The organism is Pseudomonas sp. TH21, assembly GCF_016651025.1.
Lineage (GTDB): Bacteria > Pseudomonadota > Gammaproteobacteria > Pseudomonadales > Pseudomonadaceae > Aquipseudomonas > Aquipseudomonas aylmerensis.
Genome location: NZ_JAEKEQ010000001.1, coordinates 1,323,931 through 1,349,852 on the forward strand (window position 1 = coordinate 1,323,931; position 25,922 = coordinate 1,349,852).

Annotated in this window: 26 protein-coding genes; 15 read left to right on the top strand and 11 right to left on the bottom strand. The window is 61.2% G+C overall.

Annotated features, from left to right (window positions below; genetic code table 11):
• The first annotated feature begins 177 nt into the window (after window positions 1-177).
• The 5 genes from JFU04_RS05835 (at window position 178) to ispD (ending at window position 5,267) form a co-directional block, all read left to right on the top strand.
• Window positions 178-1,809, top strand: a complete 1,632-nt coding sequence (locus JFU04_RS05835) for a CTP synthase (protein WP_065903062.1) — start codon at window positions 178-180, stop codon at window positions 1,807-1,809.
• 5 nt (window positions 1,810-1,814) lie between these two features.
• The gene (gene kdsA / locus JFU04_RS05840; RefSeq protein ID WP_201143652.1) at window positions 1,815-2,660 is read left to right on the top strand and encodes a 3-deoxy-8-phosphooctulonate synthase; all 846 of its coding nucleotides are present in this window, start codon (window positions 1,815-1,817) and stop codon (window positions 2,658-2,660) included.
• Window positions 2,661-2,823: 163 nt separating this feature from the next.
• Window positions 2,824-4,113: a phosphopyruvate hydratase gene (gene eno / locus JFU04_RS05845; RefSeq protein WP_065903054.1), complete on the top strand. Its 1,290-nt coding sequence runs from the start codon at window positions 2,824-2,826 to the stop codon at window positions 4,111-4,113.
• A 171-nt stretch (window positions 4,114-4,284) separates the two neighbouring features.
• The gene (ftsB, locus tag JFU04_RS05850) at window positions 4,285-4,563 is read left to right on the top strand and encodes a cell division protein FtsB (RefSeq protein WP_003172294.1); all 279 of its coding nucleotides are present in this window, start codon (window positions 4,285-4,287) and stop codon (window positions 4,561-4,563) included.
• Entirely contained in the window at window positions 4,560-5,267 is a 708-nt protein-coding gene (gene ispD, locus JFU04_RS05855) for a 2-C-methyl-D-erythritol 4-phosphate cytidylyltransferase (RefSeq protein WP_201143653.1), read from the top strand. The genes ftsB and ispD overlap by 4 nt, the downstream gene beginning before the upstream one ends.
• Before the next feature lie 263 nt (window positions 5,268-5,530).
• Here the strand turns inward: ispD and JFU04_RS05860 are convergent, their stop codons facing one another.
• Window positions 5,531-6,427 (bottom strand): LysR substrate-binding domain-containing protein, encoded by an 897-nt coding sequence (locus tag JFU04_RS05860; protein ID WP_201143654.1) that lies wholly within the window; start codon window positions 6,425-6,427, stop codon window positions 5,531-5,533.
• Window positions 6,428-6,536: 109 nt separating this feature from the next.
• On the opposite strand from JFU04_RS05860, the gene JFU04_RS05865 reads away from it, so the two are divergent.
• The 8 genes from JFU04_RS05865 (at window position 6,537) to rpoS (ending at window position 13,735) form a co-directional block, all read left to right on the top strand.
• Window positions 6,537-7,649 carry an S-(hydroxymethyl)glutathione dehydrogenase/class III alcohol dehydrogenase gene (locus JFU04_RS05865; protein WP_010212435.1) on the top strand — a complete coding sequence of 371 codons (1,113 nt, stop codon included), beginning with the start codon at window positions 6,537-6,539 and terminating at the stop codon, window positions 7,647-7,649.
• An 87-nt stretch (window positions 7,650-7,736) separates the two neighbouring features.
• Window positions 7,737-8,582 (top strand): S-formylglutathione hydrolase, encoded by an 846-nt coding sequence (gene fghA / locus JFU04_RS05870; protein ID WP_207200636.1) that lies wholly within the window; start codon window positions 7,737-7,739, stop codon window positions 8,580-8,582.
• Window positions 8,583-8,636: 54 nt separating this feature from the next.
• Window positions 8,637-9,110, top strand: coding sequence for a 2-C-methyl-D-erythritol 2,4-cyclodiphosphate synthase (gene ispF / locus JFU04_RS05875; protein ID WP_012722614.1), 474 nt, complete (start codon window positions 8,637-8,639; stop codon window positions 9,108-9,110).
• Window positions 9,107-10,165, top strand: a complete 1,059-nt coding sequence (truD, locus tag JFU04_RS05880; RefSeq protein ID WP_120447788.1) for a tRNA pseudouridine(13) synthase TruD — start codon at window positions 9,107-9,109, stop codon at window positions 10,163-10,165. Before ispF ends, truD begins: the two co-directional genes overlap by 4 nt.
• The gene (gene surE, locus JFU04_RS05885) at window positions 10,153-10,902 is read left to right on the top strand and encodes a 5'/3'-nucleotidase SurE (protein WP_065903045.1); all 750 of its coding nucleotides are present in this window, start codon (window positions 10,153-10,155) and stop codon (window positions 10,900-10,902) included. Before truD ends, surE begins: the two co-directional genes overlap by 13 nt.
• A gap of 41 nt (window positions 10,903-10,943) precedes the next feature.
• Window positions 10,944-11,579 (top strand): protein-L-isoaspartate(D-aspartate) O-methyltransferase, encoded by a 636-nt coding sequence (locus JFU04_RS05890; RefSeq protein WP_177343936.1) that lies wholly within the window; start codon window positions 10,944-10,946, stop codon window positions 11,577-11,579.
• Window positions 11,580-11,787: 208 nt separating this feature from the next.
• Complete coding sequence (locus JFU04_RS05895; RefSeq protein WP_065903043.1) at window positions 11,788-12,624, top strand: peptidoglycan DD-metalloendopeptidase family protein; 837 nt, start codon at window positions 11,788-11,790, stop codon at window positions 12,622-12,624.
• A 106-nt stretch (window positions 12,625-12,730) separates the two neighbouring features.
• Entirely contained in the window at window positions 12,731-13,735 is a 1,005-nt protein-coding gene (gene rpoS / locus JFU04_RS05900; RefSeq protein WP_025855149.1) for an RNA polymerase sigma factor RpoS, read from the top strand.
• Window positions 13,736-13,932: 197 nt separating this feature from the next.
• On the opposite strand, the gene JFU04_RS05905 is transcribed toward rpoS, so the two are convergent.
• Window positions 13,933-14,142, bottom strand: coding sequence for a cold-shock protein (locus JFU04_RS05905; protein WP_002554837.1), 210 nt, complete (start codon window positions 14,140-14,142; stop codon window positions 13,933-13,935).
• Between the two features lie 389 nt (window positions 14,143-14,531).
• Between JFU04_RS05905 and dcd the strand changes: the two genes are divergently transcribed.
• The gene (gene dcd, locus JFU04_RS05910) at window positions 14,532-15,098 is read left to right on the top strand and encodes a dCTP deaminase (protein WP_065903042.1); all 567 of its coding nucleotides are present in this window, start codon (window positions 14,532-14,534) and stop codon (window positions 15,096-15,098) included.
• 108 nt (window positions 15,099-15,206) lie between these two features.
• Window positions 15,207-15,404, top strand: a complete 198-nt coding sequence (locus tag JFU04_RS05915; RefSeq protein WP_010212420.1) for a hypothetical protein — start codon at window positions 15,207-15,209, stop codon at window positions 15,402-15,404.
• A gap of 15 nt (window positions 15,405-15,419) precedes the next feature.
• On the opposite strand, the gene pdeM is transcribed toward JFU04_RS05915, so the two are convergent.
• The 9 genes from pdeM to JFU04_RS05960 form a co-directional block, all read right to left on the bottom strand.
• Window positions 15,420-16,070, bottom strand: a complete 651-nt coding sequence (pdeM, locus tag JFU04_RS05920; RefSeq protein WP_201143655.1) for a ligase-associated DNA damage response endonuclease PdeM — start codon at window positions 16,068-16,070, stop codon at window positions 15,420-15,422.
• The gene (locus JFU04_RS05925) at window positions 16,070-18,550 is read right to left on the bottom strand and encodes a ligase-associated DNA damage response DEXH box helicase (protein WP_201143656.1); all 2,481 of its coding nucleotides are present in this window, start codon (window positions 18,548-18,550) and stop codon (window positions 16,070-16,072) included. Before JFU04_RS05925 ends, pdeM begins: the two co-directional genes overlap by 1 nt.
• A 153-nt stretch (window positions 18,551-18,703) precedes the next feature.
• Window positions 18,704-19,468 (bottom strand): ABC transporter ATP-binding protein, encoded by a 765-nt coding sequence (locus JFU04_RS05930; RefSeq protein ID WP_065903037.1) that lies wholly within the window; start codon window positions 19,466-19,468, stop codon window positions 18,704-18,706.
• A gap of 13 nt (window positions 19,469-19,481) precedes the next feature.
• Window positions 19,482-20,600 (bottom strand): succinylglutamate desuccinylase/aspartoacylase family protein, encoded by a 1,119-nt coding sequence (locus JFU04_RS05935; protein WP_201143657.1) that lies wholly within the window; start codon window positions 20,598-20,600, stop codon window positions 19,482-19,484.
• Window positions 20,601-20,609: 9 nt separating this feature from the next.
• Window positions 20,610-21,320 (bottom strand): ABC transporter permease, encoded by a 711-nt coding sequence (locus tag JFU04_RS05940; RefSeq protein WP_065903025.1) that lies wholly within the window; start codon window positions 21,318-21,320, stop codon window positions 20,610-20,612.
• On the bottom strand, window positions 21,317-22,045 hold the full coding sequence (locus JFU04_RS05945) for an ABC transporter permease (RefSeq protein ID WP_065903023.1): 729 nt from the start codon (window positions 22,043-22,045) through the stop codon (window positions 21,317-21,319). The genes JFU04_RS05940 and JFU04_RS05945 overlap by 4 nt, the downstream gene beginning before the upstream one ends.
• 60 nt (window positions 22,046-22,105) lie before the next feature.
• Window positions 22,106-22,885, bottom strand: a complete 780-nt coding sequence (locus JFU04_RS05950; protein WP_065903021.1) for a transporter substrate-binding domain-containing protein — start codon at window positions 22,883-22,885, stop codon at window positions 22,106-22,108.
• A gap of 315 nt (window positions 22,886-23,200) precedes the next feature.
• Entirely contained in the window at window positions 23,201-24,841 is a 1,641-nt protein-coding gene (locus JFU04_RS05955) for an ATP-dependent DNA ligase (RefSeq protein WP_201143658.1), read from the bottom strand.
• Complete coding sequence (locus JFU04_RS05960; protein WP_065903019.1) at window positions 24,838-25,842, bottom strand: ligase-associated DNA damage response exonuclease; 1,005 nt, start codon at window positions 25,840-25,842, stop codon at window positions 24,838-24,840. Before JFU04_RS05960 ends, JFU04_RS05955 begins: the two co-directional genes overlap by 4 nt.
• Window positions 25,843-25,922: the final 80 nt, after the last annotated feature.

The following is a 25,922-nucleotide window of genomic DNA, read 5'->3' on the forward strand; positions in this document are numbered from 1 at the left end:
GGCGATTCCAAAAAATGTGTAGCGATCAACGTACCGGTGTTTCATTGCTGGTCTGTCACAACGCGGCGGTTTTTTTGAAAGGTGCACTGTGATTAATGCAGGTGATCGGGGGCTTCGGCCTTCCTTCGCTTTCCCCGGCGGCTCGGACCGCTTTAACGCAGACTTCTAGGGTTTTTCATGACGCGCTACATATTCGTCACGGGCGGTGTTGTTTCTTCATTGGGGAAAGGCATTGCCTCCGCTTCATTGGCGGCCATCCTGGAGGCGCGGGGACTTAAGGTCACCATGCTCAAGCTGGACCCGTACATCAACGTCGACCCGGGCACCATGAGCCCGTTCCAGCACGGTGAAGTGTTCGTCACCCACGACGGCGCCGAGACTGACCTGGACCTGGGCCACTACGAGCGGTTCATCCGCACGACCATGACCCAGAACAACAACTTCACCACCGGCCGTGTCTACGAGCACGTGCTGCGCAAGGAGCGCCGTGGTGACTACCTGGGTGCAACCATTCAGGTGATCCCGCACATCACCGACGAAATCAAGCGCCGCATCATCAAGGGTGCAGGCGACGCGGACGTGGCGATGGTCGAGATCGGTGGCACCGTGGGTGACATCGAGTCCCAACCGTTCCTCGAAGCCATCCGCCAGTTGCGTTTCGAAGTCGGCGCCAAGCGCGCGATGCTGATGCACCTGACGCTGGTGCCGTACATCGCCACCGCCGGCGAAACCAAAACCAAGCCCACCCAGCACTCGGTCAAGGAACTGCGTTCCATCGGCCTGCAGCCGGACGTGCTGGTGTGCCGCTCCGATCACCCGATCGACATCTCCTCGCGTCGCAAGATCGCGCAGTTCACCAACGTTGAAGAGCGTGCGGTGATTGCCCTGGAAGACGCCGACACTATCTACAAGATCCCGGGCATCCTGCACTCGCAAGGCCTGGATGATTTTGTGGTCGAGCGTTTCGGCCTGCAGTGCGGCGGTGCCGACCTGTCCGAATGGGAAGCCGTGGTCGACGCCAAGCTCAACCCTGAGCATGAAGTCACCATCGCCATGGTCGGCAAGTACATGGAACTGCTGGACGCGTACAAGTCGCTGATCGAAGCGATGAGCCACGCCGGTATCAGCAACCGGACCAAGGTCAACCTGCGCTACATCGATTCCGAAGACATCGAGAACCAGGGTACCGCGCTGCTCGAAGGGGTTGACGCGATCCTCGTACCGGGCGGTTTCGGCCTGCGTGGCGTGGAAGGCAAGATCACCGCCGTGCAGTACGCCCGTGAGAACAAAGTGCCGTACCTGGGTATCTGCCTGGGCATGCAAGTGGCCGTCATCGAGTTCGCCCGTAACGTGCTGGGCTGGAAAGACGCCAACTCCACCGAGTTCGACAGCAAGAGCGGCCACCCGGTCGTGGGCCTGATCACCGAGTGGGAAGATGCCACCGGTGCCGTCGAGACCCGCACCGAAGCCTCCGACCTGGGCGGCACCATGCGCCTTGGCGCGCAAGACTGCCTGCTGGAGCCGGGCTCGCTGGTCCACGATTGCTACGGCAAGGACGTGATCGTCGAGCGTCACCGTCACCGCTACGAAGTGAACAACAACCTGCTGCCGCAAATCAAAGAAGCCGGCCTGAAGATCTCCGGTCGCTCCGGTGATGGCGCGCTGGTTGAAGTGGTCGAGGCACCGGATCATCCGTGGTTCGTGGCTTGCCAGTTCCACCCTGAGTTCACCTCGACGCCGCGCGACGGTCACCCGTTGTTCAGCGGTTTCGTCAAAGCAGCACTGACGCAACATCAGAAGAAGGCGTAACCCTGATGGCCCAGAAGATCATTCGCGTAGGCGATATCGAGATTGCCAACGACAAGCCCATGGTGCTGTTCGGCGGCATGAACGTGCTGGAAAGCCGCGACATGGCGATGCAGGTCTGTGAAGAGTACGTACGCGTTACCCAGAAACTGGGGATCCCGTATGTGTTCAAGGCCAGCTTCGACAAGGCCAACCGTTCGTCCGTGACCTCCTATCGCGGCCCGGGCCTTGAAGAAGGCATGCGGATCTTCCAGGACATCAAGCAAGCCTTCGGCGTGCCGATCATCACCGACGTCCACGAGCCTGAGCAGGCTGCTGTGGTCGCCGAGGTGTGCGACATCATCCAGTTGCCGGCCTTCCTGTCGCGCCAGACCGACCTCGTGGTCGCCATGGCCAAGACCGGCGCGGTGATCAATATCAAGAAAGCCCAGTTCCTCGCACCCCAGGAGATGAAACACATCCTGAACAAGTGCGTGGAAGCGGGTAACGACCAGTTGATCCTCTGCGAGCGTGGTTCGAGCTTCGGCTACAACAACCTCGTGGTGGACATGCTCGGTTTCGGCATCATGAAACAGTTCGAATACCCGGTGTTCTTCGACGTGACCCACGCGCTGCAGATGCCGGGTGGCCGCGCCGATTCCGCTGGCGGGCGTCGTGCCCAGGTATTGGACCTGGCCAAGGCGGGCATCAGCCAGTCCCTGGCGGGCCTGTTCCTGGAAGCCCACCCGGACCCGGACAACGCCAAGTGCGACGGCCCCTGCGCCCTGCGCCTGGACAAGCTGGAGCCGTTCCTGTCCCAGCTCAAGCAGATGGACGAACTGGTCAAGAGTTTTCCTGTCGTCGAAACCGCGTAAGATCACGATCCCTGTGCAGGAGCCGGCTTGCCGGCGATGGCGCCCTCGAGCCTTGCGGCGATGCAACGGACCGCATCGCCGGCAAGCCGGCTCCTGCAATGTGCACCACAAGTTAAATCGAGCGGTATAGAGCGTTTTCGTCAACTTTGGAGTGTTTACAACAATGGCAAAAATCGTCGACATCAAAGGTCGTGAAGTTCTCGACTCCCGTGGCAACCCCACCGTCGAAGCCGACGTGCTTCTCGATAACGGCATCATCGGCAGCGCCTGCGCGCCGTCCGGTGCTTCCACCGGTTCGCGCGAAGCGCTGGAACTGCGTGATGGCGACAAGAGCCGTTACCTGGGCAAGGGTGTACTCAAGGCCGTAGCCAACATCAACGGCCCGATCCGTGACCTGTTGCTGGGCAAGGACCCGCTGGACCAGAAAGCCCTGGACCACGCGATGATCAAGCTCGACGGCACTGAAAACAAAGGTAGCCTGGGCGCCAACGCCATCCTCGCGGTGTCCCTGGCAGCTGCCAAGGCCGCGGCCCAGGACCAGGACCTGCCGCTGTACGCCCACATCGCCAACCTGAACGGCACGCCGGGTGTCTACTCGATGCCGGTCCCGATGATGAACATCATCAACGGCGGCGAACACGCCGATAACAACGTCGACATCCAGGAATTCATGGTGCAGCCGGTGGGCGCCAAGTCGTTCTCCGAAGGCCTGCGCATGGGCACCGAGATTTTCCATCACCTGAAGGCTGTACTGAAGGCCCGTGGCCTCAGCACTGCTGTGGGTGACGAAGGTGGTTTCGCGCCGAACCTGGCGTCCAACGAAGATGCACTGAAAGTGATCTCCGAAGCGGTGGCCAACGCTGGCTACACATTGGGCACCGACGTGACCCTGGCCCTGGACTGCGCGGCCAGCGAGTTCTACGAGGACGGTAAGTACAACCTGTCCGGCGAAGGCCACGTGTTCACCTCCGAAGGTTTTGCCGACTACCTCAAGGGCCTGACCGAGCGCTACCCGATCATCTCGATCGAAGACGGCCTGGATGAGTCCGACTGGGCTGGCTGGAAAGTCCTCACCGACAAGATCGGCGAGAAAATCCAACTGGTGGGCGACGACCTGTTCGTGACCAACACCAAGATCCTGAAAGAAGGCATCGACAAAAAGATCGCCAACTCGATCCTGATCAAGTTCAACCAGATCGGCACCCTGACCGAAACCCTGGAAGCCATCCAGATGGCCAAGGCTGCGGGCTACACCGCCGTGATCTCCCACCGCTCCGGCGAAACCGAAGACTCGACCATTGCCGACCTGGCCGTGGGCACCTCGGCGGGCCAGATCAAGACCGGTTCCCTGTGCCGTTCCGACCGCGTTTCCAAGTACAACCAATTGCTGCGTATCGAAGAGCAACTGGGCGGCAAAGCCAAATACAACGGTCGCAGCGAGTTTCGCGGCTGATTGTTAAATGGTAAAAAGTCCGCGGATTGCGTCGGAAAAATCACGACAGTGTGCATTTCGACGCTAATCTGATGACTATCTAGCACAAGCCTGGTTCTTCCAGGCTTCGTGCTATCAGTTGCTGCAAAAGTTTTGCATGGCGGTCTTTTTTCACTGGATACCCGATATTCGATGCGCAGTCCCAATTGGTTGTTCCTCGTCTTGCTCTTGTTGCTGGCTGGCCTGCAGTACCGCCTATGGGTGGGTAATGGCAGCTTTGCGCAGGTAAAAGACCTGACGCAGCAAATTGCCGACCAGCATGCCGAGAACGAGCGTCTGCTGGAGCGTAACCGCGTCCTCGATGCCGAAGTGCTTGAGCTGAAAAAAGGCACCGAGACCGTGGAAGAGCGCGCGCGTCATGAGCTGGGCATGGTCAAGGAGGGTGAAACCCTCTACCAGTTGGCCCAATGAGTCACCGTTTGCCGGCCTTCTGGGCCGTGATACCTGCCGCGGGCGTCGGTGCCCGTATGGCTGCGGACCGTCCCAAGCAATATCTGCAACTGGGCGGGCGCACTATTCTCGAACACAGCCTCGGCTGTTTCCTTGACCACCCTACGCTCAAGGGCCTGGTGGTCAGTCTTGCTGTTGATGATCCCTATTGGCCCAGCCTGGCGTGTGCCACTGACCCGCGCATCCAGCGTGCGGACGGCGGTTCGGAGCGCTCGGGGTCGGTGCTCAATGCACTGCTGCATCTGAATGCGCTGGGCGCCGGCGACGACGATTGGGTATTGGTGCACGATGCGGCGCGACCCAACCTGAGCCGCGATGATCTCGACAAGCTCCTGGCGGAACTGGCGGACGACCCGGTGGGTGGCCTGCTCGCCGTGCCGGCCCGCGACACCCTCAAGCGTGTCGACAAGCACGGCCGGGTGCAGGAAACCGTGGATCGCAGCCTGATCTGGCAAGCGTACACCCCGCAGATGTTCCGCCTCGGGGCTTTGCACCGTGCGTTGGCTGACAGCCTGGTGGCGGATGCGGTGATCACCGACGAAGCGTCGGCCATGGAGTGGGCCGGTCAGGCCCCCCGGCTGATCGAAGGGCGCTCGGACAATATCAAAGTGACCCGGCCTGAAGATCTGGAGTGGTTGCGCTTGCGGTGGGCGAATCGACGCTAGTCGGCGATATGTGGGAGCTGGCTTGCCTGCGAAGAGGCCGGCACCAACAGCCCAGCATTACCGGCTCCTACATTCAATCTCCATATGCCCAGGGGCTAGGCCTCACCCCAATCCCCTGTGGCAGCTGCCTTGCTCGCGAAGGCGGTGTGATGCATTCGGTGGCTGACCCACCGTTGTCGCAGGCAAGCCGGCTCCCGCAGGATAAACGCGGTCAATGTGGGAGCTGGCTTGCCTGCGAAGAGGCCGGCAACAACAGCCCAGCATTACCGGCTGTACTCCGGCCGCTCAGCCAACCCTTCCTTCAAGAAATCCACTAATTTCCTTACCTTCGGCGACAAGTGCCGTTGCTGCGGATACAGCGCCCACACCGCTGTATTCGGCGGCTGATGCGCCTCCAGCAGTGACACCAGCGCGCCGCTGTGCAAGTGCTCCAGGACGTAATAGTCCGGCAGCTGGCACAAGCCGACGCCTTGCAAGGCCGCGTCCAACACCGCTTGCCCACTGTTGCAGCGCCAATTGCCCTGCACCCGCTGGAAAAATTCGCGCCCGTCCTGGGCGAGTTGCCAGATATCCGAGCTGCCGATCAGGCAGTTGTGCCGGCTCAATTCCGACAAACTATGTGGTCGACCATACCGGGCGAGGTAGGACGGTGACGCGCACAGGTACATGCGCCGGGGAGCGAGGCGGCTGGCGACCATGCGTGAATCCTGCAAGCGCCCCAGGCGAATCGCCAGGTCCAGGCCCTCGTGCACCAGGTCGAGCTGGCGATTGGTCAATTCGATATCTACCCGCAACTGCGGATACAGCGCCATGAACCGCGTCACCAACGGCACGATAAAGCGCTCGCCGTAGGCCACGGCGCAGGTCATGCGCAACATGCCCTTGGGCTCGCTGGTCAGGTCGCCCACGGCGCGCAGCGCTTCCTCGCGACCATCCTGCAGGCGTTGGCAATGTTGCAGGAAAGTCTGGCCGGCCTCAGTCAGCGTCACTTTGCGCGTGCTGCGATAGAGCAAACGCGTCTGCAGGCGTTCTTCCAGGCGTGCCACTTGCCGGCTGATATGCGACGACGACACGCCCAGCCGCTCGGCTGCTGCAGTGAATTGGCTGCACTCGGCGACGGCGACGAACTCATCGATGCCTTCCCAGCGGTTTTCCAGCATGACGATTATCCCTGTACAGCAATAAAGTTTTGCTTTCGCCTGGATTATTAATCAGGGAGCCATGTTTTACACTCACCGTCTCAGTTTTTAACCCGATGGAGAATCCCGGATGATCAAGTCCCGTGCCGCCGTAGCCTTCGAAGCCAAGAAGCCCCTTGAGATCGTTGAAGTGGATGTGGCCATGCCCAAGGCGGGCGAGGTGCTGTTGCGGGTGGTTGCGTCCGGTGTGTGCCATACCGATGCCTACACCCTGTCGGGCGCCGACCCGGAAGGTATCTTCCCGTCGATTCTGGGCCATGAAGGCGGTGCGGTCGTTGAAGCGATCGGCGAGGGCGTGACTTCGGTGGCCGTCGGCGATCACGTGATCCCGCTGTACACCCCGGAATGCGGCAAGTGCAAATTTTGCCTGTCGGGCAAGACCAACCTGTGCCAGGCCATTCGCTCCACTCAGGGCAAAGGCTTGATGCCTGATGGCACCACGCGCTTTTCCTACAAGGGCCAGCCGATTTTCCACTACATGGGTACCTCGACATTCTCCGAGTACACCGTGCTGCCGGAAATTTCCGTGGCAAAAATTCCTAAAGAAGCCCCATTGGAAAAAGTCTGCCTGCTCGGCTGTGGCGTCACCACGGGTATTGGTGCAGTGATCAACACCGCCAAGGTCAAGCCGGGCGACACCGTGGCCATCTTCGGTCTCGGCGGGATCGGCCTGTCGGCGGTGATCGGCGCGGTGAAGGCCAAGGCGGGTCGTATCATTGCCATCGATATCAACCCGGCCAAGTTCGAAATCGCCAAGCAACTGGGTGCCACCGACTGCATCAACCCGAAAGACTACGATCGCCCGATCCAGGACGTGATTGTCGATTTGACTGACGGCGGCGTGGACTTTTCCTTCGAGTGCATCGGCAATGTGCAACTGATGCGCGCCGCCCTCGAGTGCTGCCACAAAGGCTGGGGCGAGTCGGTGATCATCGGCGTTGCCGGTGCTGGCCAGGAAATCGCCACGCGCCCCTTCCAACTGGTGACCGGGCGCGTCTGGCGCGGTTCGGCCTTCGGTGGCGTGCGCGGCCGCAGCGAATTGCCAAGCTATGTGGAAATGGCCCAGACCGGCGAAATCCCGCTGGATACCTTCATCACCCACACCATGGGCCTGGAAGACATCAACAAGGCGTTTGACCTGATGCACGAAGGCAAGAGCATTCGTACCGTCATCCATTTCTGAAGCAGCGGCAAGCTGCAAGCGACAAGCTGAAAGTGAGCACGCCTTACTGCAGCTGATTGCTTGCCGCTTGCAGCTGGGAGCATTCTCATGACCCTGGAAAACATCTCATGCCAGAAGAGTTTTGGTGGCTGGCATAAACGCTACAAGCATCATTCCGATGTGCTCGATTGCGACATGACTTTCGCCGTCTACCTGCCGCCGCAAGCGGAGCAGGGCGGCAAGTTGCCGGTGCTGTACTGGCTGTCCGGGCTGACCTGCACCGACGAAAACTTCATGCAGAAGGCCGGCGCCCAGCGCATGGCCGCCGAGCTGGGGTTGATCATCGTGGCGCCGGACACCAGTCCCCGTGGCCCCGGTGTACCAGGCGACCCGGATAACTCCTGGGATTTTGGCCTGGGCGCAGGTTTCTATCTGAATGCCACCCAGCAACCCTGGGCCAAGCACTATCGGATGCATGACTACGTGGTGCAGGAATTGCCGGCACTGGTCGAGGCCCATTTCCCCGCATCGGATAAACGCGGGATCAGCGGGCACTCCATGGGCGGCCATGGTGCGCTGGTGTGTGCCTTGCGCAACCCCGGGCGTTACCTGTCGGTGTCGGCATTTTCGCCGATCAACAACCCGATGGATTGCCCCTGGGGCCAGAAAGCCTTCTCCCGTTACCTGGGCGAAGAGCGCTCGAAATGGCGTGAATGGGATGCTTGCGTGCTGATCAGCGAAGCCTCGCAGAAGCTGCCGCTGCTGGTAGACCAGGGCGACCGCGACGACTTCCTCGCCGTGCAACTCAAGCCGGAAGCCTTGCAGCAAGCGGCCAAGGCCGCCAACCATCCGCTGGAACTGCGCCTGCAGCCCGGCTATGACCACAGCTACTTCTTTATCGCCAGCTTCATCGAAGACCATTTGCGACACCATGGTCGTGCTTTGCTCGGTTAATGTGAGGCAAAAGTAGGTAGAATCACGCCCTGAATTAAATCGGGGCGTTTTTTTATGCGTATTGGCCACGGCTACGATGTGCACCGTTTCGCTGAAGGCGATTTCATCACCCTGGGCGGCGTGCGCATTGCACACCACCATGGGTTGCTGGCTCATTCCGACGGCGACGTTGTCCTGCATGCCTTGAGCGATGCCTTGCTCGGCGCAGCGGCGTTGGGCGATATCGGCAAGCACTTTCCGGACACCGACCCCACCTTCAAGGGGGCGGACAGCCGCGTGTTGCTGCGCCATGTGGTCGGCCTGATCCACGCCAAGGGCTGGAAGGTCGGCAACGTCGACAACACGATCGTGGCCCAGGCGCCGAAAATGGCCCCGCATATCGAATCGATGCGCGCGCTGATTGCCGCAGACCTGCAAATTGAATTGGATCAAGTCAACGTGAAAGCCACCACCACCGAAAAGCTCGGGTTTACCGGTCGTGAAGAGGGCATCGCGGTGCACTCCGTCGCCTTGTTGCTGCGCGCATGAATGACCTGCAACTGCTGGGCCCACGGGCCTACGGCGAGGCCTTGGGCAGCGCGGTCCTCAAGGCCACGGCGGAAGATTTCCAGGTGGACGAGGTGCTGGACATCCCGCTGAGCGGCGAGGGCGAGCACCTTTGGCTATGGGTGGAAAAGCGCGGTCTGAATACCGAAGAAGCTGCGCGGCGGATTGCCAAGGCTGCTGGCGTGCCGTTGCGCACCGTCAGCTACGCCGGGCTCAAGGACCGCCAGGCGTTGACCCGCCAATGGTTCAGCGTGCAACTGCCGGGCAAGGCCGACCCGGACATGAGCGGCGCCGAAAACGACACCCTCAAGATCCTCAAGACCGGTCGGCATAAACGCAAGCTGCAGCGGGGCGCGCATTCGGCCAACGGTTTCACCTTGCGCCTGACCCAATTGGACGGTGACACCGCCGCCATCGACGCGCGGTTGCAACTGATTGCCCAACACGGCATTCCGAACTACTTCGGCGCGCAGCGCTTTGGCCACAATGGCGGCAACGTCGCCGACGCCCGCGAATGGGCGGCGCGCAAGGCCTTGCCGGAACAGCGCAATGTGCGTTCGCGCTTGCTGTCTACCGCGCGCAGCTACCTGTTCAACAAAGTCCTGGCAGCCCGTGTGGCCGATGGTTCGTGGCAGAAGGCCCAGGTCGGCGACCTGCTGGCCTTCACCGACAGTCGCAGCTTTTTTCCGGCGGGGGAGGCGGAATGCAGCGACCCGCGCCTGGCGATTCTGGACCTGCACCCCACCGGCCCACAGTGGGGCGAGGGCGACTCACCGGCGGCGGGTGCCACCCACGCGTTGGAACAGGCGATTGCCGCCGAAGAAGCAGACCTGCGCGATTGGCTGGTGAAAGCCGGCATGAGCCAGGAACGTCGCATTCTGCGACTGCCCATTGGCGGGTTGACGTGGCATTATCCCTCGCTGGACATTCTGCAATTGGAATTCGTCCTGCCGGCCGGATGCTTCGCCACTGTCTTGGTGCGCGAGCTTGTTGATCTGGTGCCGGTGGGGCAGACGGACAACCCATGCGTATTCTGATATCAAACGATGACGGTGCCACCGCACCCGGGCTTGCCGCGCTCTATGCTGCGCTGCAGGATTATGCCGAGTGTGTGGTGGTCGCCCCCGACCAGGACAAAAGCGGCGCCAGCAGCTCGCTGACGCTCGACCGTCCGCTGCACCCGCAGGTCCTGGCCAATGGCTTTATCAGCGTCAACGGTACCCCTACCGACTGCGTGCACCTGGCGATCAACAGCCTGCTGGACCAGGAACCGGACCTGGTGGTGTCGGGCATCAACCTCGGGGCGAACCTGGGCGATGACGTGCTGTATTCCGGTACCGTGGCGGCGGCCCTTGAAGGGCGCTTCCTGGGGCGTACCGCGTTCGCTTTTTCGTTTGCCTCGCGCCAATTGGACAACCTGCCCACTGCCGCCTATTTCGCGCGCAAGCTGGTGGAGGCCCATGGTTCCCTCGACCTGCCGCCACGCACGGTGCTCAACGTCAATATTCCCAACTTGCCCCTCGACCATATTCGCGGCATCCAGCTGACACGCCTGGGCCATCGCGCCCGTGCGGCAGCGCCATTGAAGGTGGTCGACCCGCGTGGCAAGGAAGGCTACTGGATCGCCGCTGCGGGCGACGCTGAAGATGGCGGCCCAGGCACGGACTTTCATGCGGTGATGCAAGGTTATGTTTCGATTACCCCGTTGCAACTTGATCGCACCTTCAGTGATGCCTTCAGTGGTCTCGATGGATGGCTGGAGGGCCTGCGCTGATGGCTCGTGAACAAGACGACCTGCTGCGCCGTGGCATCGGGATGACGTCCCAGCGCACCCGCGAGCGTTTGATCCAGCGCCTGTACGAGGAAGGCTTGTCCAACGCCCAGGTGCTGGAAGTGATCCGGCGCACGCCTCGGCATCTGTTTGTCGACGAGGCCCTGGCCCACCGTGCCTATGAAGACACGGCATTGCCGATCGGTCATAACCAGACTATCTCCCAACCTTATATGGTGGCTCGCATGAGCGAGCTGCTGCTGGCGGCCGGGCCGTTGGACAAGGTGCTGGAAATCGGCACCGGCTCCGGCTACCAGACCGCGGTACTGGCGCAACTGGTGGAGCGGGTGTTCTCGGTGGAGCGCATCAAGGTGCTGCAGGACCGCGCCAAGGAACGCCTGGTGGAGCTGAACCTGCGCAACGTGGTGTTCCGCTGGGGTGATGGCTGGGAAGGCTGGCCGGCGCTGGCGCCATATAACGGCATCATCGTCACCGCCGTGGCCACGGATGTGCCGCAAGCGTTGCTCGACCAACTCGCGCCGGGCGGCCGCCTGGTGATCCCGGTGGGTTCCGGCGAAGTGCAACAATTGATGCTCATTATCCGTGAGGACGACGGCTTTTCCCGGCATGTGCTGGGGGCCGTGCGATTCGTACCGTTGCTGAACGGCCCGCTGGCCTGATCATTTGTTCATGGGCAGTGAATTCTGCTGATGAGGATGTGTCTTACGGCGGGGTTCATCGATTCAACAAGATGAGCGGCGGCATTCAACAGGATGAATTTTTCGTTTCAGTCGTGTGCCGGTAAAAAGCCAATGCCCAGTTATACTTGCGTCATATTTCAAGCCTGATACAGGCGTTCATGTTCAGCCACCACAAAGGGAGCGGCGGGTGAGTCTCACAGGTCTTGCGCAGCGTATGAGTAAAACAAGCTTTCAGCGACTGGTGCTTGGCCTTGTCTTGAGTTCCCTGTTGGCGGCGTGCTCCAGCTCGCCAAGCAGCGGCGCGCGGGTGGTTGACCGTAATAGCGCAGTGCCGCAAAAGCCGACGGTCACCACTGGCCAGTACGTGGTTCGCAAAGGCGACACACTGTTCTCGATTGCCTTCCGCTATGGCTGGGACTACAAGGCACTTGCAGCTCGCAACAATATTCCTGTGCCGTATACGATACATCCGGGTCAGACCATTCGCTTCGATGGGCGCACCGGTTCAACGCCTACGGCAGTGGTGACAAACAGCGGATCTTCGCCGTCGTCTTCGAGCAAGACCACCATCATCACCCGGCCTGCAGGCACCGCCGCGCCTACGGTTGCGAGCAAGCCGGCACCCGCGCCGCTGCCGCCGGCAGGGCCTGCACCGACCGGTTGGGGGTGGCCTTCAAACGGGGTATTGATTGGAAAATTCTCTTCAAACGGTAGTTTGAATAAAGGCATTGATATCGCCGGAGATTTGGGACAGCCTGTTTTAGCTGCGTCTGATGGGACAGTGGTGTACGCCGGGAGTGGTTTACGGGGCTACGGCGAGCTGGTCATCATCAAACACAGCGATACCTACGTCAGTGCCTACGGTCACAACCGCAGGCTGTTGGTTCGGGAGGGGCAGCAGGTCAAAGTCGGACAGACAATTGCCGAAATGGGGTCAACTGGTACAGACCGGGTGAAACTGCACTTTGAGATTCGCCGTCAGGGGAAGCCCGTAGATCCGCTGCAATTCCTACCCCGTCGTTGATGTGTTGCACAGCCTGTTCCCTCACGTAGAAGGAACAGGCTCCAGCGTTGCCAAGGATAAAGGCGTCGCTTGAGCTTGAGGTCGAACTCACCAAAGGACTATAACAATGGCTCTCAGTAAAGAAGCGCCGGAGTTTGACATCGACGATGAGGTTCTCCTTATGGAGACCGGTATCGCTACGGAATCGATGTCGAATGAGGGACCTGCTGTACCTTCAGTTCGTACCAAATCCAAGAACTCCACCGCGTTAAAGCAACACAAATACATTGACTACACCCGGGCGCTCGACGCGACCCAGCTGTACCTCAATGAAATCGGCTTTTCCCCCCTGCTGACCCCCGAAGAAGAAGTCCATTTTGCGCGCTTGTCGCAAAAGGGCGATCCGGCTGGGCGCAAGCGCATGATTGAAAGCAACCTGCGACTGGTGGTGAAAATCGCCCGACGCTACGTCAATCGTGGGCTGTCGCTGTTGGACCTGATCGAGGAAGGCAACCTGGGCTTGATCCGGGCGGTGGAGAAGTTCGACCCTGAGCGGGGCTTCCGCTTCTCAACCTATGCCACCTGGTGGATTCGCCAGACCATCGAACGGGCGATCATGAATCAGACCCGCACGATCCGGCTGCCAATCCATGTGGTCAAGGAGCTCAACGTCTACCTGCGGGCGGCGCGTGAGCTGACACAAAAACTCGATCATGAACCCTCGCCCGAAGAAATCGCCAACCTGCTGGAAAAACCGGTAGGGGAGGTCAAGCGCATGCTGGGCCTCAACGAGCGGGTGTCTTCGGTCGACGTCTCGTTGGGTCCGGATTCGGATAAAACCCTGCTGGACACCCTGACGGATGATCGTCCTACAGATCCTTGCGAGCTGTTGCAGGACGATGATCTGTCCCAAAGCATTGACCAGTGGTTGTCGGAGCTTACAGACAAGCAGCGTGAGGTGGTGATCCGCCGCTTCGGCCTGCGTGGCCACGAGAGCAGCACCCTGGAGGATGTAGGCCTGGAGATCGGCCTGACCCGTGAGCGGGTGCGGCAGATCCAGGTAGAAGGGCTCAAGCGCTTGCGTGAGATCCTGGAGAAGAATGGCTTGTCGAGTGAGTCGTTGTTCCAATAGGCGACGCAGGACGAAATGTGGGAGCGGGCTTGCTCGCGGATGCGCAGTATCAGTAGGCAGATGTGCTGACTGATCCACCGCTTTCGCGAGCAAGCCCGCTCCCACATTGCTTTGTGCGTGGCATCACAGCACCAAATTGCAAGCATAAAAAAACCCCGCTTTTGAGGGCGGGGTTTTTTCGACTAAGTCAGTACAAGTTAGATAACTTGAACTTCTTCAGCTTGCATGCCTTTCTGACCGCGGGTAGCGATGAAAGAAACCTGTTGGCCTTCTTTCAGGCTTTTGAAGCCGTCGGATTGGATAGCTTTGAAGTGAACGAACAGGTCGTCACCGGATTGTGGAGTGATGAAGCCGAAGCCTTTTTCATCGTTGAACCACTTAACGGTACCAGTTTGGCGATTAGACATGGTGTATCTCCTTGGACAAAGTTAACTGCGACTCAGGAAAAGCCCTGGCCGAGACTGAGTGCAAAGAGCAGGAAAAATTCTTGGAGATGGTTGGATCGAAATTCAACATATCGTGTAGAGATTCTCAGTGACACAAGCAGCACAGTGGCGCCACCTTAACCCTTTTTCCGGGACGTGCCAATGGTATTTCCGAAGGTTTCTCTATTTTCGTGACTGGCGGTGGTATTTACCGCCACCAGCGCCTGCAACCCGGGTCCCGGCCCCGCTGGCCGCGACTTACAGGAGCGTGCGCATTCATCAACAAATCCCCCACGCCCTTTGAACCCCAACGCTGGCCCCGGTAAGATGCCCCACAGAATTTTTCCACCTCGCTATTCAGGACACCCGCCATGAGCATCAAATCGGACAAGTGGATTCGCCGCATGGCGCAAGAGCACGGCATGATCGAGCCCTTCGTAGAGCGCCAGATGCGTGGCGAAGGCGCTGAACGCCTGATTTCCTACGGGGTTTCCAGCTACGGCTACGATGTGCGTTGCGCCGATGAATTCAAGGTGTTCACCAATATCAATTCGGCGACCGTCGATCCGAAAAACTTCGACGAAAAAAGCTTCGTCGACGTGAAGAGCGACGTGTGCATCATCCCGCCAAACTCCTTCGCCCTGGCGCGTACCGTGGAGTTTTTCCGCATTCCGCGCGACGTGCTGACCATCTGCCTGGGCAAGAGCACCTACGCTCGCTGCGGCATTATCGTCAACGTGACGCCGCTCGAGCCTGAGTGGGAAGGTCACGTGACCCTGGAGTTCTCCAACACCACCACGCTGCCGGCGAAGATCTACGCCAACGAAGGCGTGGCGCAGATGCTGTTCCTGCAGTCCGATGAGGCCTGTGAAGTGTCCTACAAGGACCGTGGCGGCAAGTACCAGGGCCAGCGTGGCGTGACCTTGCCGCGCGCTTGATCGAAAGGTCCTACACGCCAAGGGAATTAGTCTGCAGAAAGTGACTCTATTGGGTGTACTGCCTCGGCGCGTGCAAGACGCGCCGGGCCACGCTTGAGGAGTACTTTTATGAAGATCGACCCGCGAATCAGCGCCGAACTTGCCCGGCTTGAACCCAACCAGATTGGTGTCCTGGCCTGGTCCCTGATGGCCGATCCCGCCTACGCAGGCGGCATCCCCGGCCAACCCGAGCCGGATTACCCCCAGCCGACCGAGCCCGGTGAACCGACCCTTCCGGACGAGCCACCGCCCGCGCCTGTCGCCTGATAACTGGGAGGCCGGTCAGCGCACTGGCCATACCTCGTGATCACCGATCACAAAGATCCGGTGGTCATTGTCCTGCTCCACCGCATAACCCCCCGTAAACGCCCCGAACGCCGGCAACAGGCTGACGCGGCTACCCAGCTGGAAGCACGGCAGGCGCAAGCGTTGCCGGCCTTTGCCGCGCAAGTGATACACCGGGTGCACATGCCCCGCGAGTACATGGTGGCTGGCATGCGCATCCGGTTCGTGTTGCAGTGCGAATGGCCCCATCAGCAGCGGCTCCGCGACCACCTCGATGTCCAAGTCCGCCGGCGGGTCGCCTGCGCGCTTGTCGTGATTGCCGCGAATCAAGGTCAGGTGCAGCCCTGCCTGGCGTTCACGCCACGCCCGCAAGGCGCCCAGCGTGCCACTGGCATGCGAGCCAGGGCCGTGCAGGAAGTCGCCCAGGAAGATCACGCGGGCGCAGGTAAAGGCCGCTAACAGCCGATCCAGTCGTTGCAGGTTCTCGGTGGTAGTCCCCTGTGGCACCGGTTGCCCGAGGCTGCGGTAGGCCGAGGCCTTGCCGAAATGCGCATCGGCGATCAGCAAACACTGATGCGCAGGCCAATACACGGCCTTGTCCGCCAGCAGCCATAACGTTTCACCTTCCAATTGCACGGTGTAATACATCAAGCCTTCCTGTTATCCGCGACTTTCTCCAGGTCCTTGACCATCCGCGCGATGCGCTCGGAGAGTTTTTCCGAACTCATGCTTTCACGCATCCGTTCCACCAACAGCGGAAAGGCCAGCGGCGTCGGCCGCTCGATCACGTGCAGGTTCAGTTGCAGTGCCGACAGACGCCGCAGTGTCTGTTCCAGCCGACGAATATCCAACTCATCACGTAGGACTTCTTCTCCGGCCTGGGTCAGCAACAGGTTCTGCGGGTCATATTGCTTGAATACCTCAAAGAACAGGCCGCTGGATGCCTGCACCTGGCGTGTACTTTTCGGCGCGCCGGGGTAACCGGCAAACACCAGTCCGGCGATCCGCGCAATCTCGCGAAAGCGGCGCAGGGCGAGTTCGCCGGCGTTCAGGCTGGCCACGACGTCGGCCAGCAAGTCTGCCGGGCTCAGCAATGCCTCATTCAGCAGGGCAGGCCACTCCACCGGCGTCGCGCTCAGCAGCTCCAAGCCGTAATCATTCACTGCAATCGAGAAGGTCACGGGTTGGCGTTGGCTGACCCGCCATGCCAACAGGCTCGCCAGGCCCAAGTGCACCTGGCGCCCGGCAAACGGGTAGAGAAACAGGTGACACCCCTCGCGTGATTTCAGGGCTTCGGCCAACAACCCGTCGTACGTCGGCAGGCCGGACCAGCGTAACTGCGTCTGCAACAAGGGTTGCACCGCGCGCATTTCCGGGCCGTCGTAGTGCCCGCGCGCCGCAGCGTCGAAGCGTTCCACCACGGCTTGCGCCAACTCATTGGAAAGCGGCATGCGCCCGCCATTCCAGCGCGGCACTGCGGCTTTTTTGGCGCTGCTGCGACGTACATAGGCGGTCATGTTTTCCACTCGGACCAGCTCCAGCAAGCGCCCGGCAAACAGGAACCCATCACCCGGCTTGAGGCGCGCGATGAAGCCTTCTTCGACACTGCCGAGGTTCTTGCCGCCGCCGCCCTTGCTCCAGAATTTCAGTTGGATGCTGGCGTCGCTGACGATGGTGCCCACGCTCATGCGATGCCGCCGCGCGAGCCTGGCGTCGGGGACGCGCCAGATGCCGTGTTCGTCGGGCTCCACGCGGCGGTAGTCCGGGTAGGCGGTCAGCGACAGCCCGCCATGGCGCACAAAGCCCAGGGCCCAGGCCCAGTCGGCCTCGGTCAGGTCGCGATAGGCCCAGGCACCGCGCACTTCCGCCAGCAACGCGTCGGGGGTGAAGCCACCGCCCAGCGCCATGCTCACCAAGTGCTGTACGAGTACATCCAACGGCTTGTGCGGCGATTCCCGCGCTTCGATGTGCCGCTGCGCAATGGCATCCTGGGCGGCAGCGGCTTCCACCAGTTCCAGGCTGTGGGTCGGCACCAGCGTCACCCGCGATGGCCGCCCCGGCGCGTGGCCCGAGCGCCCGGCGCGTTGCATCAGCCGCGCCACGCCTTTGGCCGAGCCAATTTGCAGGACTCTTTCCACCGGCAGGAAATCCACCCCCAGGTCCAGGCTCGAGGTGCACACCACGGCCTTGAGCTGCCCGTCCTTGAGTGCGCGCTCGACCCAGTCACGCGTCTCCCGGGACAGTGAGCCATGGTGCAGGGCAATCAAGCCGGCCCAGTCCGGGCGCGCCTCGAGCAACGCCTGGTACCAGATTTCCGATTGCGCGCGGGTATTGGTGAATACCAGGCAACTGCTGCTGGTTTCCACTTCGGCCACTACCTGCGGCAACATTTTCAAGCCGATATGCCCGGCCCAGGGGAAGCGTTCCGCGACGGGCGGCAACAAGGTGTCGACCAACAGCTGCTTGGCTGTCTGCCCCTGCACGTTGATCCCGCCACCTTGTGGGACCAATACCTCCAAGGCGTGAGCCTGATTACCCAGCGTTGCCGAAATCCCCCATACCATCAGCTCGGGATGCCAACGCCGCAGCCGTGCCAGCGCCAGCTGCAGTTGCACGCCGCGCTTGTTGCCGATCAGCTCATGCCATTCATCCACCACCACCATGCGCAGGTGCGCCAGGCTCACTTCGCTGTCCGCGCGGGCGAGCATCAGGGTCAGGCTTTCCGGGGTGGTGACCAGTGCGGTGGGCTGTCGGCGTGTCTGGCGTGCACGCTCGCTGCTGCTGGTGTCGCCGGTGCGCAGGCCGATGCTCCAGGGAATCTGCAAGGCCTCAAGCGGTGCTTCGAGTGCGCGGGCGCTATCGGCGGCCAACGCCCGCATGGGCGTGATCCACAGCACCGTCAGTGGCTCTGCGGGCGCTTTACGCTTGCCGCTGGCCGGCGGGCGAGTGATGGCGAAGCGATTGAGGGCGGCAAACCACAGCGCATAGGTTTTGCCCGCACCAGTGCTGGCATGCAGCAAGCCGGACTGGCCTGCCTTGACGGCAGCCCACACCGCTTTCTGGAAGGCGAACGGTTTCCAGCCCTTGGCGGCGAACCATGTTTTGGCGAAGTCGTGGGGTTTTGCCATGCGACGGCTTACACTCTGGAAGGCCTATTCCACAGACCTTCACCGAGCATCAAAGGTTTAACGCAATCCTTGCAGGCGCATCGCACCGCGGCGAGGGTGGCGCAAAGATCGCCGCAGGGCTCAAGGCGCTATCGCCAGGCGGTTCCTACACGTTTACTTCAGGTTGCCGCTGAGAAATTGCTGCAGCCGCTCGCTTTTCGGATTGCCCAGCACATCCGCCGGCGCACCTTGCTCTTCCACCAGGCCCTTGTGCAGGAACAGCACCTGGCTCGACACCTTGCGCGCGAAGCTCATCTCATGGGTCACCATGATCATGGTGCGGCCTTCCTCGGCCAGGCCCTGGATCACCTTCAATACCTCGCCCACCAGCTCCGGGTCGAGGGCTGAAGTAGGCTCGTCAAACAGCATCACTTCCGGTTCCATGGCCAGGGCGCGGGCGATGGCCACCCGTTGCTGCTGGCCACCGGAGAGAAAGGCCGGGTATTGATCGGCCACGCGTGCCGGCAGGCCGACCTTGTCGAGGTAGCGACGGGCACGGTCTTCGGCGTCCTTCTTGCTGCAACCCAGCACCCGGCGCGGGGCCATGGTGATGTTTTCCAGCACGCTCATGTGGCTCCACAGGTTGAAGTGCTGGAACACCATCGCCAGGCGTGTGCGCAGGCGCTGCAGTTCGGCATCGTCAGCCACGCGCATGCCATGGCGGTCGCTGACCATGCGGATCGGCTGGCCATCGAGGGTCATGGCGCCGTCGTTGGGGGTTTCCAGGAAGTTGATGCAGCGCAAAAAGGTGCTCTTGCCCGAACCGCTGGCGCCGATCAGGCTGATCACGTCACCGGTCTTGGCCTTGAGCGAAACACCTTTGAGCACTTCATTGTCGCCATAGCTTTTATGCAGGCCTTCAACGGTCAATTTGTACATGGGGCGTGCATCCTCAAGGCGAAAGTAGATAGCCGCTACGGTAGGCCTCTGAGCCGGCGACATGGCCGATGACCATCCCGGCAGTGGCCATGCGGCGTAGCGAACGGGCGTAAAGCAGGCCGGCCTTCTGGCAGTGCACAGGCGTTACGCGGTCGGTAATGGGGTCGATGATGTCGGCGATCAGTTGCCCGGCCTCCAGGTATTCCCCCGGCAGGGCGCTGAACACCAGCAGGCCGCCGACCGGTGTCGCCACCGGTTCCACGCCTGCCAGCGGCGTGGCCGGGTAGGGCAGTGCCGGCAGCGGGGCGGCTTCGCCCTCGATCGCGCCGAAGTGGATCAGGTAATCGATGATCGCCTGGCAATCGAGGCTGGCCAGGCCATGGTTGACGTCGCCCTGGCCACGCAGCTCGACGGTGACGGAAAAGCTGCCCATCGGGATCGGGAAGCGCTCGCCGAATCGCTGCTGCAATTGCCACCACACCAGGGTGAAACACTCATCGAAGGATTGCCCGCCGGAATCGGTGGCGAGCAAGTTGGCTTCCGAGCCGAGATAGCGCGCCAGCGGCTCGACCTGCGGCCACGCCTCGGGAGTGGTGTACAGGTGCGCCACGGCTTCGAAATCGCAATGCAGGTCGAGCACCATGTCGGCATCGCAGGCCAGGCGTTGCAGCACCAGGCGCTGGGAGTGCAGCTGGGTCTCGGCGGTTTGCGCGGCGAGGGCGTTGGACAGCGCGGTGCGGATCAGTTCGACGTTGTGCCGCGGATCATCCCCGAGTGACGCTTCGACCTGGTTACCCACCGCGTCACTGAGGTCGACAAACAAGCGATTGAAGTTCTGCCCGCTTTCCAGCTCGTAGCGGCCCAGCGGAATATCCATCAACACCTGTTCCAGGCCCACCGGGTTGGCGATCGGCACCAGCACGATTTCGCTGCGCAGGCGCCCGGCGGCCTCCAGTTGCGCCAGGCGCAGCTTGAGGTGCCAGGCCACCAGCATGCCGGGCATTTCATCGGCATGCAGCGACGACTGGATGTAGATCTTGCCTTCAGCCTGTTCCGGGCCGAAGTGGAAACTGTGAATCTGCCGCGCCGTGCCAGGCACAGGCGCGATCAGTTCATGAACCTGATGACACATGAAGGCTCCTTAATGACTCGGCCCGAGGAAGGCCAGCCAGCGGCGCTCCGCCAGACGAAACAGGCCGACCAGGGCAAAGGTCACTGTCAGATAGATCAGCGCGGCGATGCCGAAGGATTGGAAGGTCATGTAGGTCGCCGAGTTGGCGTCCCGTGCGACCTTGAGAATGTCGGGCACTGTTGCGGTAAACGCCACGGTGGTCGAGTGCAGCATCAGGATCACTTCATTGCTGTAGTACGGCAACGAGCGGCGCAGGGCCGACGGCATGATCACATACGCATACAACTTCCAGCCGCTGAGGCCATAGGCCTTGGCGGCCTCGACTTCGCCGTGGGCCATGCTGCGGATCGAACCGGCGAATATCTCGGTGGTGTAGGCGCAGGTGTTGAGGGCAAAGGCCAGGATCGTGCAGTTCATCGCGTCGCGAAAAAATGCGTCCAGCACCGGCTGCGCGCGCACCGCGGCGATGCTGTAGATGCCGGTGTAGCAGATCAGCAACTGGATATAGAGCGGCGTGCCACGAAACAGGTAGGTGTAGAACTGCACCGGCCAACGCACCAGGCGATTTCGCGAGACGCGGGCGATGGACAGCGGGATCGAGACCAGGAAACCAATCACCAGCGAGGCGCTGAGCAGCCACATGGTCATTGCCAGCCCGGTGATGTGCTGGCCGTCGCTGTACAGGAAGGGGCGCCAGTATTGCTGCAGGAGTTCGATCATCGCACGGCCTCCCGGGACCCAGCGGAGTAGCGGCGTTCAAGCCGACGCAGGACGAAATTGGATGCACTGGTGATCAGCAGGTAGATAAACGCCGCGATGACCAGGAAGTAAAACAGTTGATAGGTGCTCTTGCCGGCATCCTGGGCGGCCTTGACCAGGTCCGCGAGACCAATGATCGATACCAGCGCCGTGGCCTTGAGCATGACCATCCAGTTATTGCCGATGCCCGGCAGGGCAAACCGCATCATCTGCGGAAAGGTCACGAAGCGAAACCGCTGCCCGCGACTCAGCCCATAGGCGGTTGCAGCTTCCAACTGGCCACGCGGGACCGCGAGGATCGCACCGCGAAATGTCTCGGTGAAGTAGGCACCGTAGATGAAGCCCAGGGTGATCACCCCGGCGCTGAATGGGTCGATCTCGATGTAGTCCCATTCCATGAAGTCGGTCAAACCGGTCAGCCAGATTTGCAGGCTGTAGAAAATCAGCAGCATCAGTACCAGGTCAGGTACGCCGCGAATCAAGGTGGTGTAGAGCTGGGCGGGAATACGGATCAAGCTGACGCTGGACAGTTTCGCGCTGGCCCCAATCAGGCCGAGCAGGACACTGACAGCCAGGGAGGCGACCGAGAGTTTTACGGTCATCCACGTCCCTTGGAGCAACAGCGGGCCGAACCCCTTCAAACTGAAGGCGCCCAGCCCCAGGGTTTGCAAAAGATCTTCAAACATGAATTCAGGACCTAATGGCGATAAAAAAGCGCCCACCGCAAACCGGTGGGCGCCAGGGTGTTATTTACCGCTGTAGAGGTTCAGATCGCCGAAGTGTTTCTTCTGGATGGTGGCGTACGTGCCATCATCGTGTAACGCTTTGATACCTTTATCGAGCAAGGCCTTGAGGTCTTTGTTACCTTTTTTGATACCGACCGCAGTTTTCGACGGCAGCAGAGGGTCGTCGATAGCCTTGCTGACTTCGTAGTCAGCGCCGGCCGGCGACTTCAAGAAGCCCAGTTCGGCTTGCAGCATGTCCTGCACGGACGCATCCAGACGGCCGGAGGTCAGGTCAGCGTACACCTGGTCCTGGTTGGCGTAGGCCTTGGTGGTCACACCGGCTTTGTCCAGCACAGCCTTGGCGTAGGCTTCCTGGATAGTGCCTTGCTCGTAGCCCACCGATTTGCCCTTGAGGGACTCAGGCGTGGAGTAGTTCGCGCCTTTTTTGAACACCAGGGAGGTCGGGCCGGAGAACAGCTCGCTGGAGAAGTCGATCGCCTTTTCACGGGCTTCGGTCACGGTCATCGACGAAATCACGCCGTCGAATTTGTTGGCGTTCAGGCCTGGAATCATGCCGTCGAAGTCACTTTCGACCCACTTGCACTTCACTTTCAGCTCGGCGCAGATCGCATTGCCCAGGTCGATATCGAAGCCCACCAGGCTGCCGTCGGCGGCCTTGGATTCGAATGGCGCGTAGGACGGATCGACACCAAAACGCAGTTCCTTGTATTCCTTGGCCAACGCAGTACCAGCGGCCATGCACAGAGCCAGTGCAGAAAGGGTCAGCAATGCTTTTTTCATTATGTAATCCCTGGAAACCAAGATAAGCGCTTGTGGCGCGTTTAGGACTGTTACTGAACGGTGTCAGACGCAACACAAGTAGCAATTTCTGCACCATAGTTCCGAATGATCGTTTTAAAAGGTGGGAAGAGGGAGATCTCAGTGTAGGAGATGCCCGAAAATGGGCACGCAAAAAACAGTGCACCCATTTGGGGCTGATGCAGATCGAAAACCTGGGAGCTGGCTTGCCGGCGATGGCGGCGAATCAGCTTATTCATCTGTCACTGATCCGCCGCCATCGCAGGCAAGCCAGCTCCTACAGAGATTTGTGGGGTTTTAGCATCCGGTCAGCAGGTCTTGCAGCGTGGCCAGGTTGTCAGCCTCATCCACCGCCTTGTCCTGCCGCCACCGCAACATCCTCGGAAACCGCACCGCGATCCCACTTTTATGCCGCTTGGACAGGGCAATGCCCTCGAACCCCAGCTCGAATACCATGCTCGGCGTGACACTGCTGACCGGTCCGAATTTCTCTACGGTGGTCTTGCGCACAATCGCGTCGACCTTGCGCATCTCTTCGTCGGTCAGCCCTGAATAGGCCTTGGCGAAGGGCACGAGCGTGCGCTCGCTGCCGGGCGGGCCGTCCCACACGGCGAAGGTGTAGTCACTATAGAGGCTGGCGCGCCGACCATGGCCGCGCTGGGCGTAGATCAACACGGCGTCGACACTGAACGGGTCGACTTTCCACTTCCACCACAGGCCCATGTCCTTGGTGCGACCCACACCGTAAAGGCCTTTGCGCTCCTTGAGCATCATGCCTTCGACGCCCAACTGACGGGAGGCTTCGCGTTGCTGCGCAAGATCCTGCCAGGTCGCGCCCGTGAGCAGGGGCGATGGAATCAGCACGGGTTGGTTGCACTGGGCGATTACCCGCTCGAGTTGAGCGCGACGTTCGGCCTGGGGCTGGTTGCGCCAGTCGGCGCCCTGGTATTCCAGCAGGTCATAGGCGAGGACGGCGACCGGTGCATCGTCGAGCACCTTTTTGCTCAGGGTCTTGCGGCCAATTCGCTGTTGCAGCAGGGCGAAGGGCTGCACTGCGTCCTTCCACACCACGATTTCGCCGTCGATCACCGTACCATCGGGCAGGCCACTGGTCAGGCTGTGCAGTTCGGGGAAACGCTCTGTGACCAATTCTTCGCCACGCGACCACACCCACAGGCGGCCGTCGCGCTTGACCAGTTGCGCGCGAATGCCATCCCACTTCCACTCCACCTGCCAATCGGCGGGGGAACCGAGCAATGCGTCGAATTGCTCCACCGGTTGCGACAAGCCATGGGCGAGAAAAAACGGATAGGGCTGTCCGCCGCGCTGCGCATGTTCGTCGTCTGATTCGGCGGCGATCAGTTTGAGGTAGCCTTCGGCCGTCGGCCGGTTGGACAGGTCGGTGTAGCCCACCAACCGCTGTGCGACCCGCTTGCTGTCGAGGTCGGCCATTGTGGCGAGTGCACGGGTGACCAGCAATTTGGACACGCCGACGCGAAAGCTGCCGGTGATCAACTTGATGCACACCATCAGGCTCGGTTGATCCAGTTGCGCCCATAACGCCGGCAGGCGCTCGGCCAGGTCCTGAGGTGCCAGGCCGCGCAGCGGCAGGAGCTTTTCTTCCAGCCACACCGCCAGGCCATCCTGCGAGGTGTAGGTAGATTCCGGTAATAGCAGGGAAATGGTCTCGGCCAGGTCGCCGACCGACTGGTAGCTTTCCTCGAACAGCCACGGCTCGATGCCCGCCGCCTCGGTGGCCATGTCCCGCAGCAGGCGCGTCGGCACCAACTGGCGAGGGCGCCCGCCGGACAAAAAATACACCGCCCATGCCGCATCTTCTGCCGGGGCTTGCAGGAAGTAGGCTTGCAATGCCGCGAGCTTGGCATTGCTGGACGTGGTGGCGTCAAGGTTGGCGTAGAGCTGCGCGAAGGCTTTCATGCCGTGGCCTCTTCTTCGTCATCCCCGTATTCGGTGGTGAAGCCTTGGGCATCCAGGCCTTTTTCCCGCAGGTGGCGCACCAGTACGCCGACCGAACCGTGGGTCACCATCACCCGTTCGGCGCCGGTCTGTTCGATGGCCCACAACAGCCCCGGCCAGTCGGCGTGGTCGGACAGCACAAAGCCACGGTCGACCCCGCGCCGCCGCCGTGTGCCGCGCAGGCGCATCCAGCCACTGGCGAAGGCGTCGCTGTAGTCGCCGAAGCGCTTGATCCAACTGCTGCCGCCGGCGGAAGGCGGGGCGATGATCAGGGCTTGGCGCAGCAGCGGGTCGGTTTTTTTGAAGTCGCCGGCGTAAAGGGTTTCCGGGATATAGATACCCGCTTCGCGGTACACCCGGTTCAGCGGTTCGACCGCGCCATGACTGAGGATCGGGCCGATGCTGGCGTCGATGCCATGCAGGATGCGCTGGGCCTTGCCGAATGAGTAACAGAACAACACGCTGGCCTTGCCGGCGGCAATATTGGCCTGCCACCAGGCGTTGATCCCGGCAAAGATCTGCGCCTGGGGTTGCCAGCGGTAGATCGGCAGGCCGAAGGTCGACTCGGTGATAAAGGTGTGGCAACGCACGGGCTCGAACGGCGCGCAGGTGCCGTCGGGTTCGACTTTGTAGTCGCCGGAGGCAACCCAGACTTCACCCTGGTATTCCAGGCGCACCTGGGCCGAACCGAGTACATGCCCGGCAGGGTGGAAGCTCAGGGTCACGCCGTGGTGAACGAGTTGTTCGCCATAGGCGAGGGTCTGCAGGTTGATGTCCTGGCCCAGGCGCGAACGCAAGATGCCTTCACCGGGGGCGGCGGCCAGGTAGTGCTGGTTGCCGGTGCGGGCGTGGTCGCCGTGGGCGTGGGTGATGACCGAACGTTCCACCGGGCGCCAGGGGTCGATGTAGAAATCTCCGGCGGGGCAGTAGAGGCCTTCGGGGCGGGCGATGACAAGGTCCATGGGCGTGCCGGGGGCAATGGGCTTATCAGGTAGGAGGCAGGGGCGGGGCGAGAAGTTCTATCTGAATGCAGGTGGTCCAT

Bases quoted from the DNA above. Each gene is read 5' to 3' on its own strand.
- surE (WP_065903045.1), top strand. From the start codon at position 10,153: ATGCGTATTCTGATATCAAACGATGACGGTGCCACCGCACCCGGGCTT.
- JFU04_RS05890 (WP_177343936.1), top strand. From the start codon at position 10,944: ATGACGTCCCAGCGCACCCGCGAGCGTTTGATCCAGCGCCTGTACGAG.
- JFU04_RS05935 (WP_201143657.1), bottom strand. From the start codon at position 20,600: ATGTGTCATCAGGTTCATGAACTGATCGCGCCTGTGCCTGGCACGGCG.
- JFU04_RS05945 (WP_065903023.1), bottom strand. From the start codon at position 22,045: ATGTTTGAAGATCTTTTGCAAACCCTGGGGCTGGGCGCCTTCAGTTTG.
- JFU04_RS05865 (WP_010212435.1), top strand. From the start codon at position 6,537: ATGATCAAGTCCCGTGCCGCCGTAGCCTTCGAAGCCAAGAAGCCCCTT.
- JFU04_RS05925 (WP_201143656.1), bottom strand. From the start codon at position 18,550: ATGGCAAAACCCCACGACTTCGCCAAAACATGGTTCGCCGCCAAGGGC.
- JFU04_RS05915 (WP_010212420.1), top strand. From the start codon at position 15,207: ATGAAGATCGACCCGCGAATCAGCGCCGAACTTGCCCGGCTTGAACCC.
- JFU04_RS05955 (WP_201143658.1), bottom strand. From the start codon at position 24,841: ATGAAAGCCTTCGCGCAGCTCTACGCCAACCTTGACGCCACCACGTCC.
- eno (WP_065903054.1), top strand. From the start codon at position 2,824: ATGGCAAAAATCGTCGACATCAAAGGTCGTGAAGTTCTCGACTCCCGT.
- JFU04_RS05905 (WP_002554837.1), bottom strand. From the start codon at position 14,142: ATGTCTAATCGCCAAACTGGTACCGTTAAGTGGTTCAACGATGAAAAA.
- JFU04_RS05940 (WP_065903025.1), bottom strand. From the start codon at position 21,320: ATGATCGAACTCCTGCAGCAATACTGGCGCCCCTTCCTGTACAGCGAC.
- ispD (WP_201143653.1), top strand. From the start codon at position 4,560: ATGAGTCACCGTTTGCCGGCCTTCTGGGCCGTGATACCTGCCGCGGGC.
- rpoS (WP_025855149.1), top strand. From the start codon at position 12,731: ATGGCTCTCAGTAAAGAAGCGCCGGAGTTTGACATCGACGATGAGGTT.
- JFU04_RS05960 (WP_065903019.1), bottom strand. From the start codon at position 25,842: ATGGACCTTGTCATCGCCCGCCCCGAAGGCCTCTACTGCCCCGCCGGA.
- JFU04_RS05835 (WP_065903062.1), top strand. From the start codon at position 178: ATGACGCGCTACATATTCGTCACGGGCGGTGTTGTTTCTTCATTGGGG.
- JFU04_RS05950 (WP_065903021.1), bottom strand. From the start codon at position 22,885: ATGAAAAAAGCATTGCTGACCCTTTCTGCACTGGCTCTGTGCATGGCC.
- kdsA (WP_201143652.1), top strand. From the start codon at position 1,815: ATGGCCCAGAAGATCATTCGCGTAGGCGATATCGAGATTGCCAACGAC.
- JFU04_RS05930 (WP_065903037.1), bottom strand. From the start codon at position 19,468: ATGTACAAATTGACCGTTGAAGGCCTGCATAAAAGCTATGGCGACAAT.
- truD (WP_120447788.1), top strand. From the start codon at position 9,107: ATGAATGACCTGCAACTGCTGGGCCCACGGGCCTACGGCGAGGCCTTG.
- pdeM (WP_201143655.1), bottom strand. From the start codon at position 16,070: ATGTATTACACCGTGCAATTGGAAGGTGAAACGTTATGGCTGCTGGCG.
- fghA (WP_207200636.1), top strand. From the start codon at position 7,737: ATGACCCTGGAAAACATCTCATGCCAGAAGAGTTTTGGTGGCTGGCAT.
- dcd (WP_065903042.1), top strand. From the start codon at position 14,532: ATGAGCATCAAATCGGACAAGTGGATTCGCCGCATGGCGCAAGAGCAC.
- ftsB (WP_003172294.1), top strand. From the start codon at position 4,285: ATGCGCAGTCCCAATTGGTTGTTCCTCGTCTTGCTCTTGTTGCTGGCT.
- JFU04_RS05860 (WP_201143654.1), bottom strand. From the start codon at position 6,427: ATGCTGGAAAACCGCTGGGAAGGCATCGATGAGTTCGTCGCCGTCGCC.
- ispF (WP_012722614.1), top strand. From the start codon at position 8,637: ATGCGTATTGGCCACGGCTACGATGTGCACCGTTTCGCTGAAGGCGAT.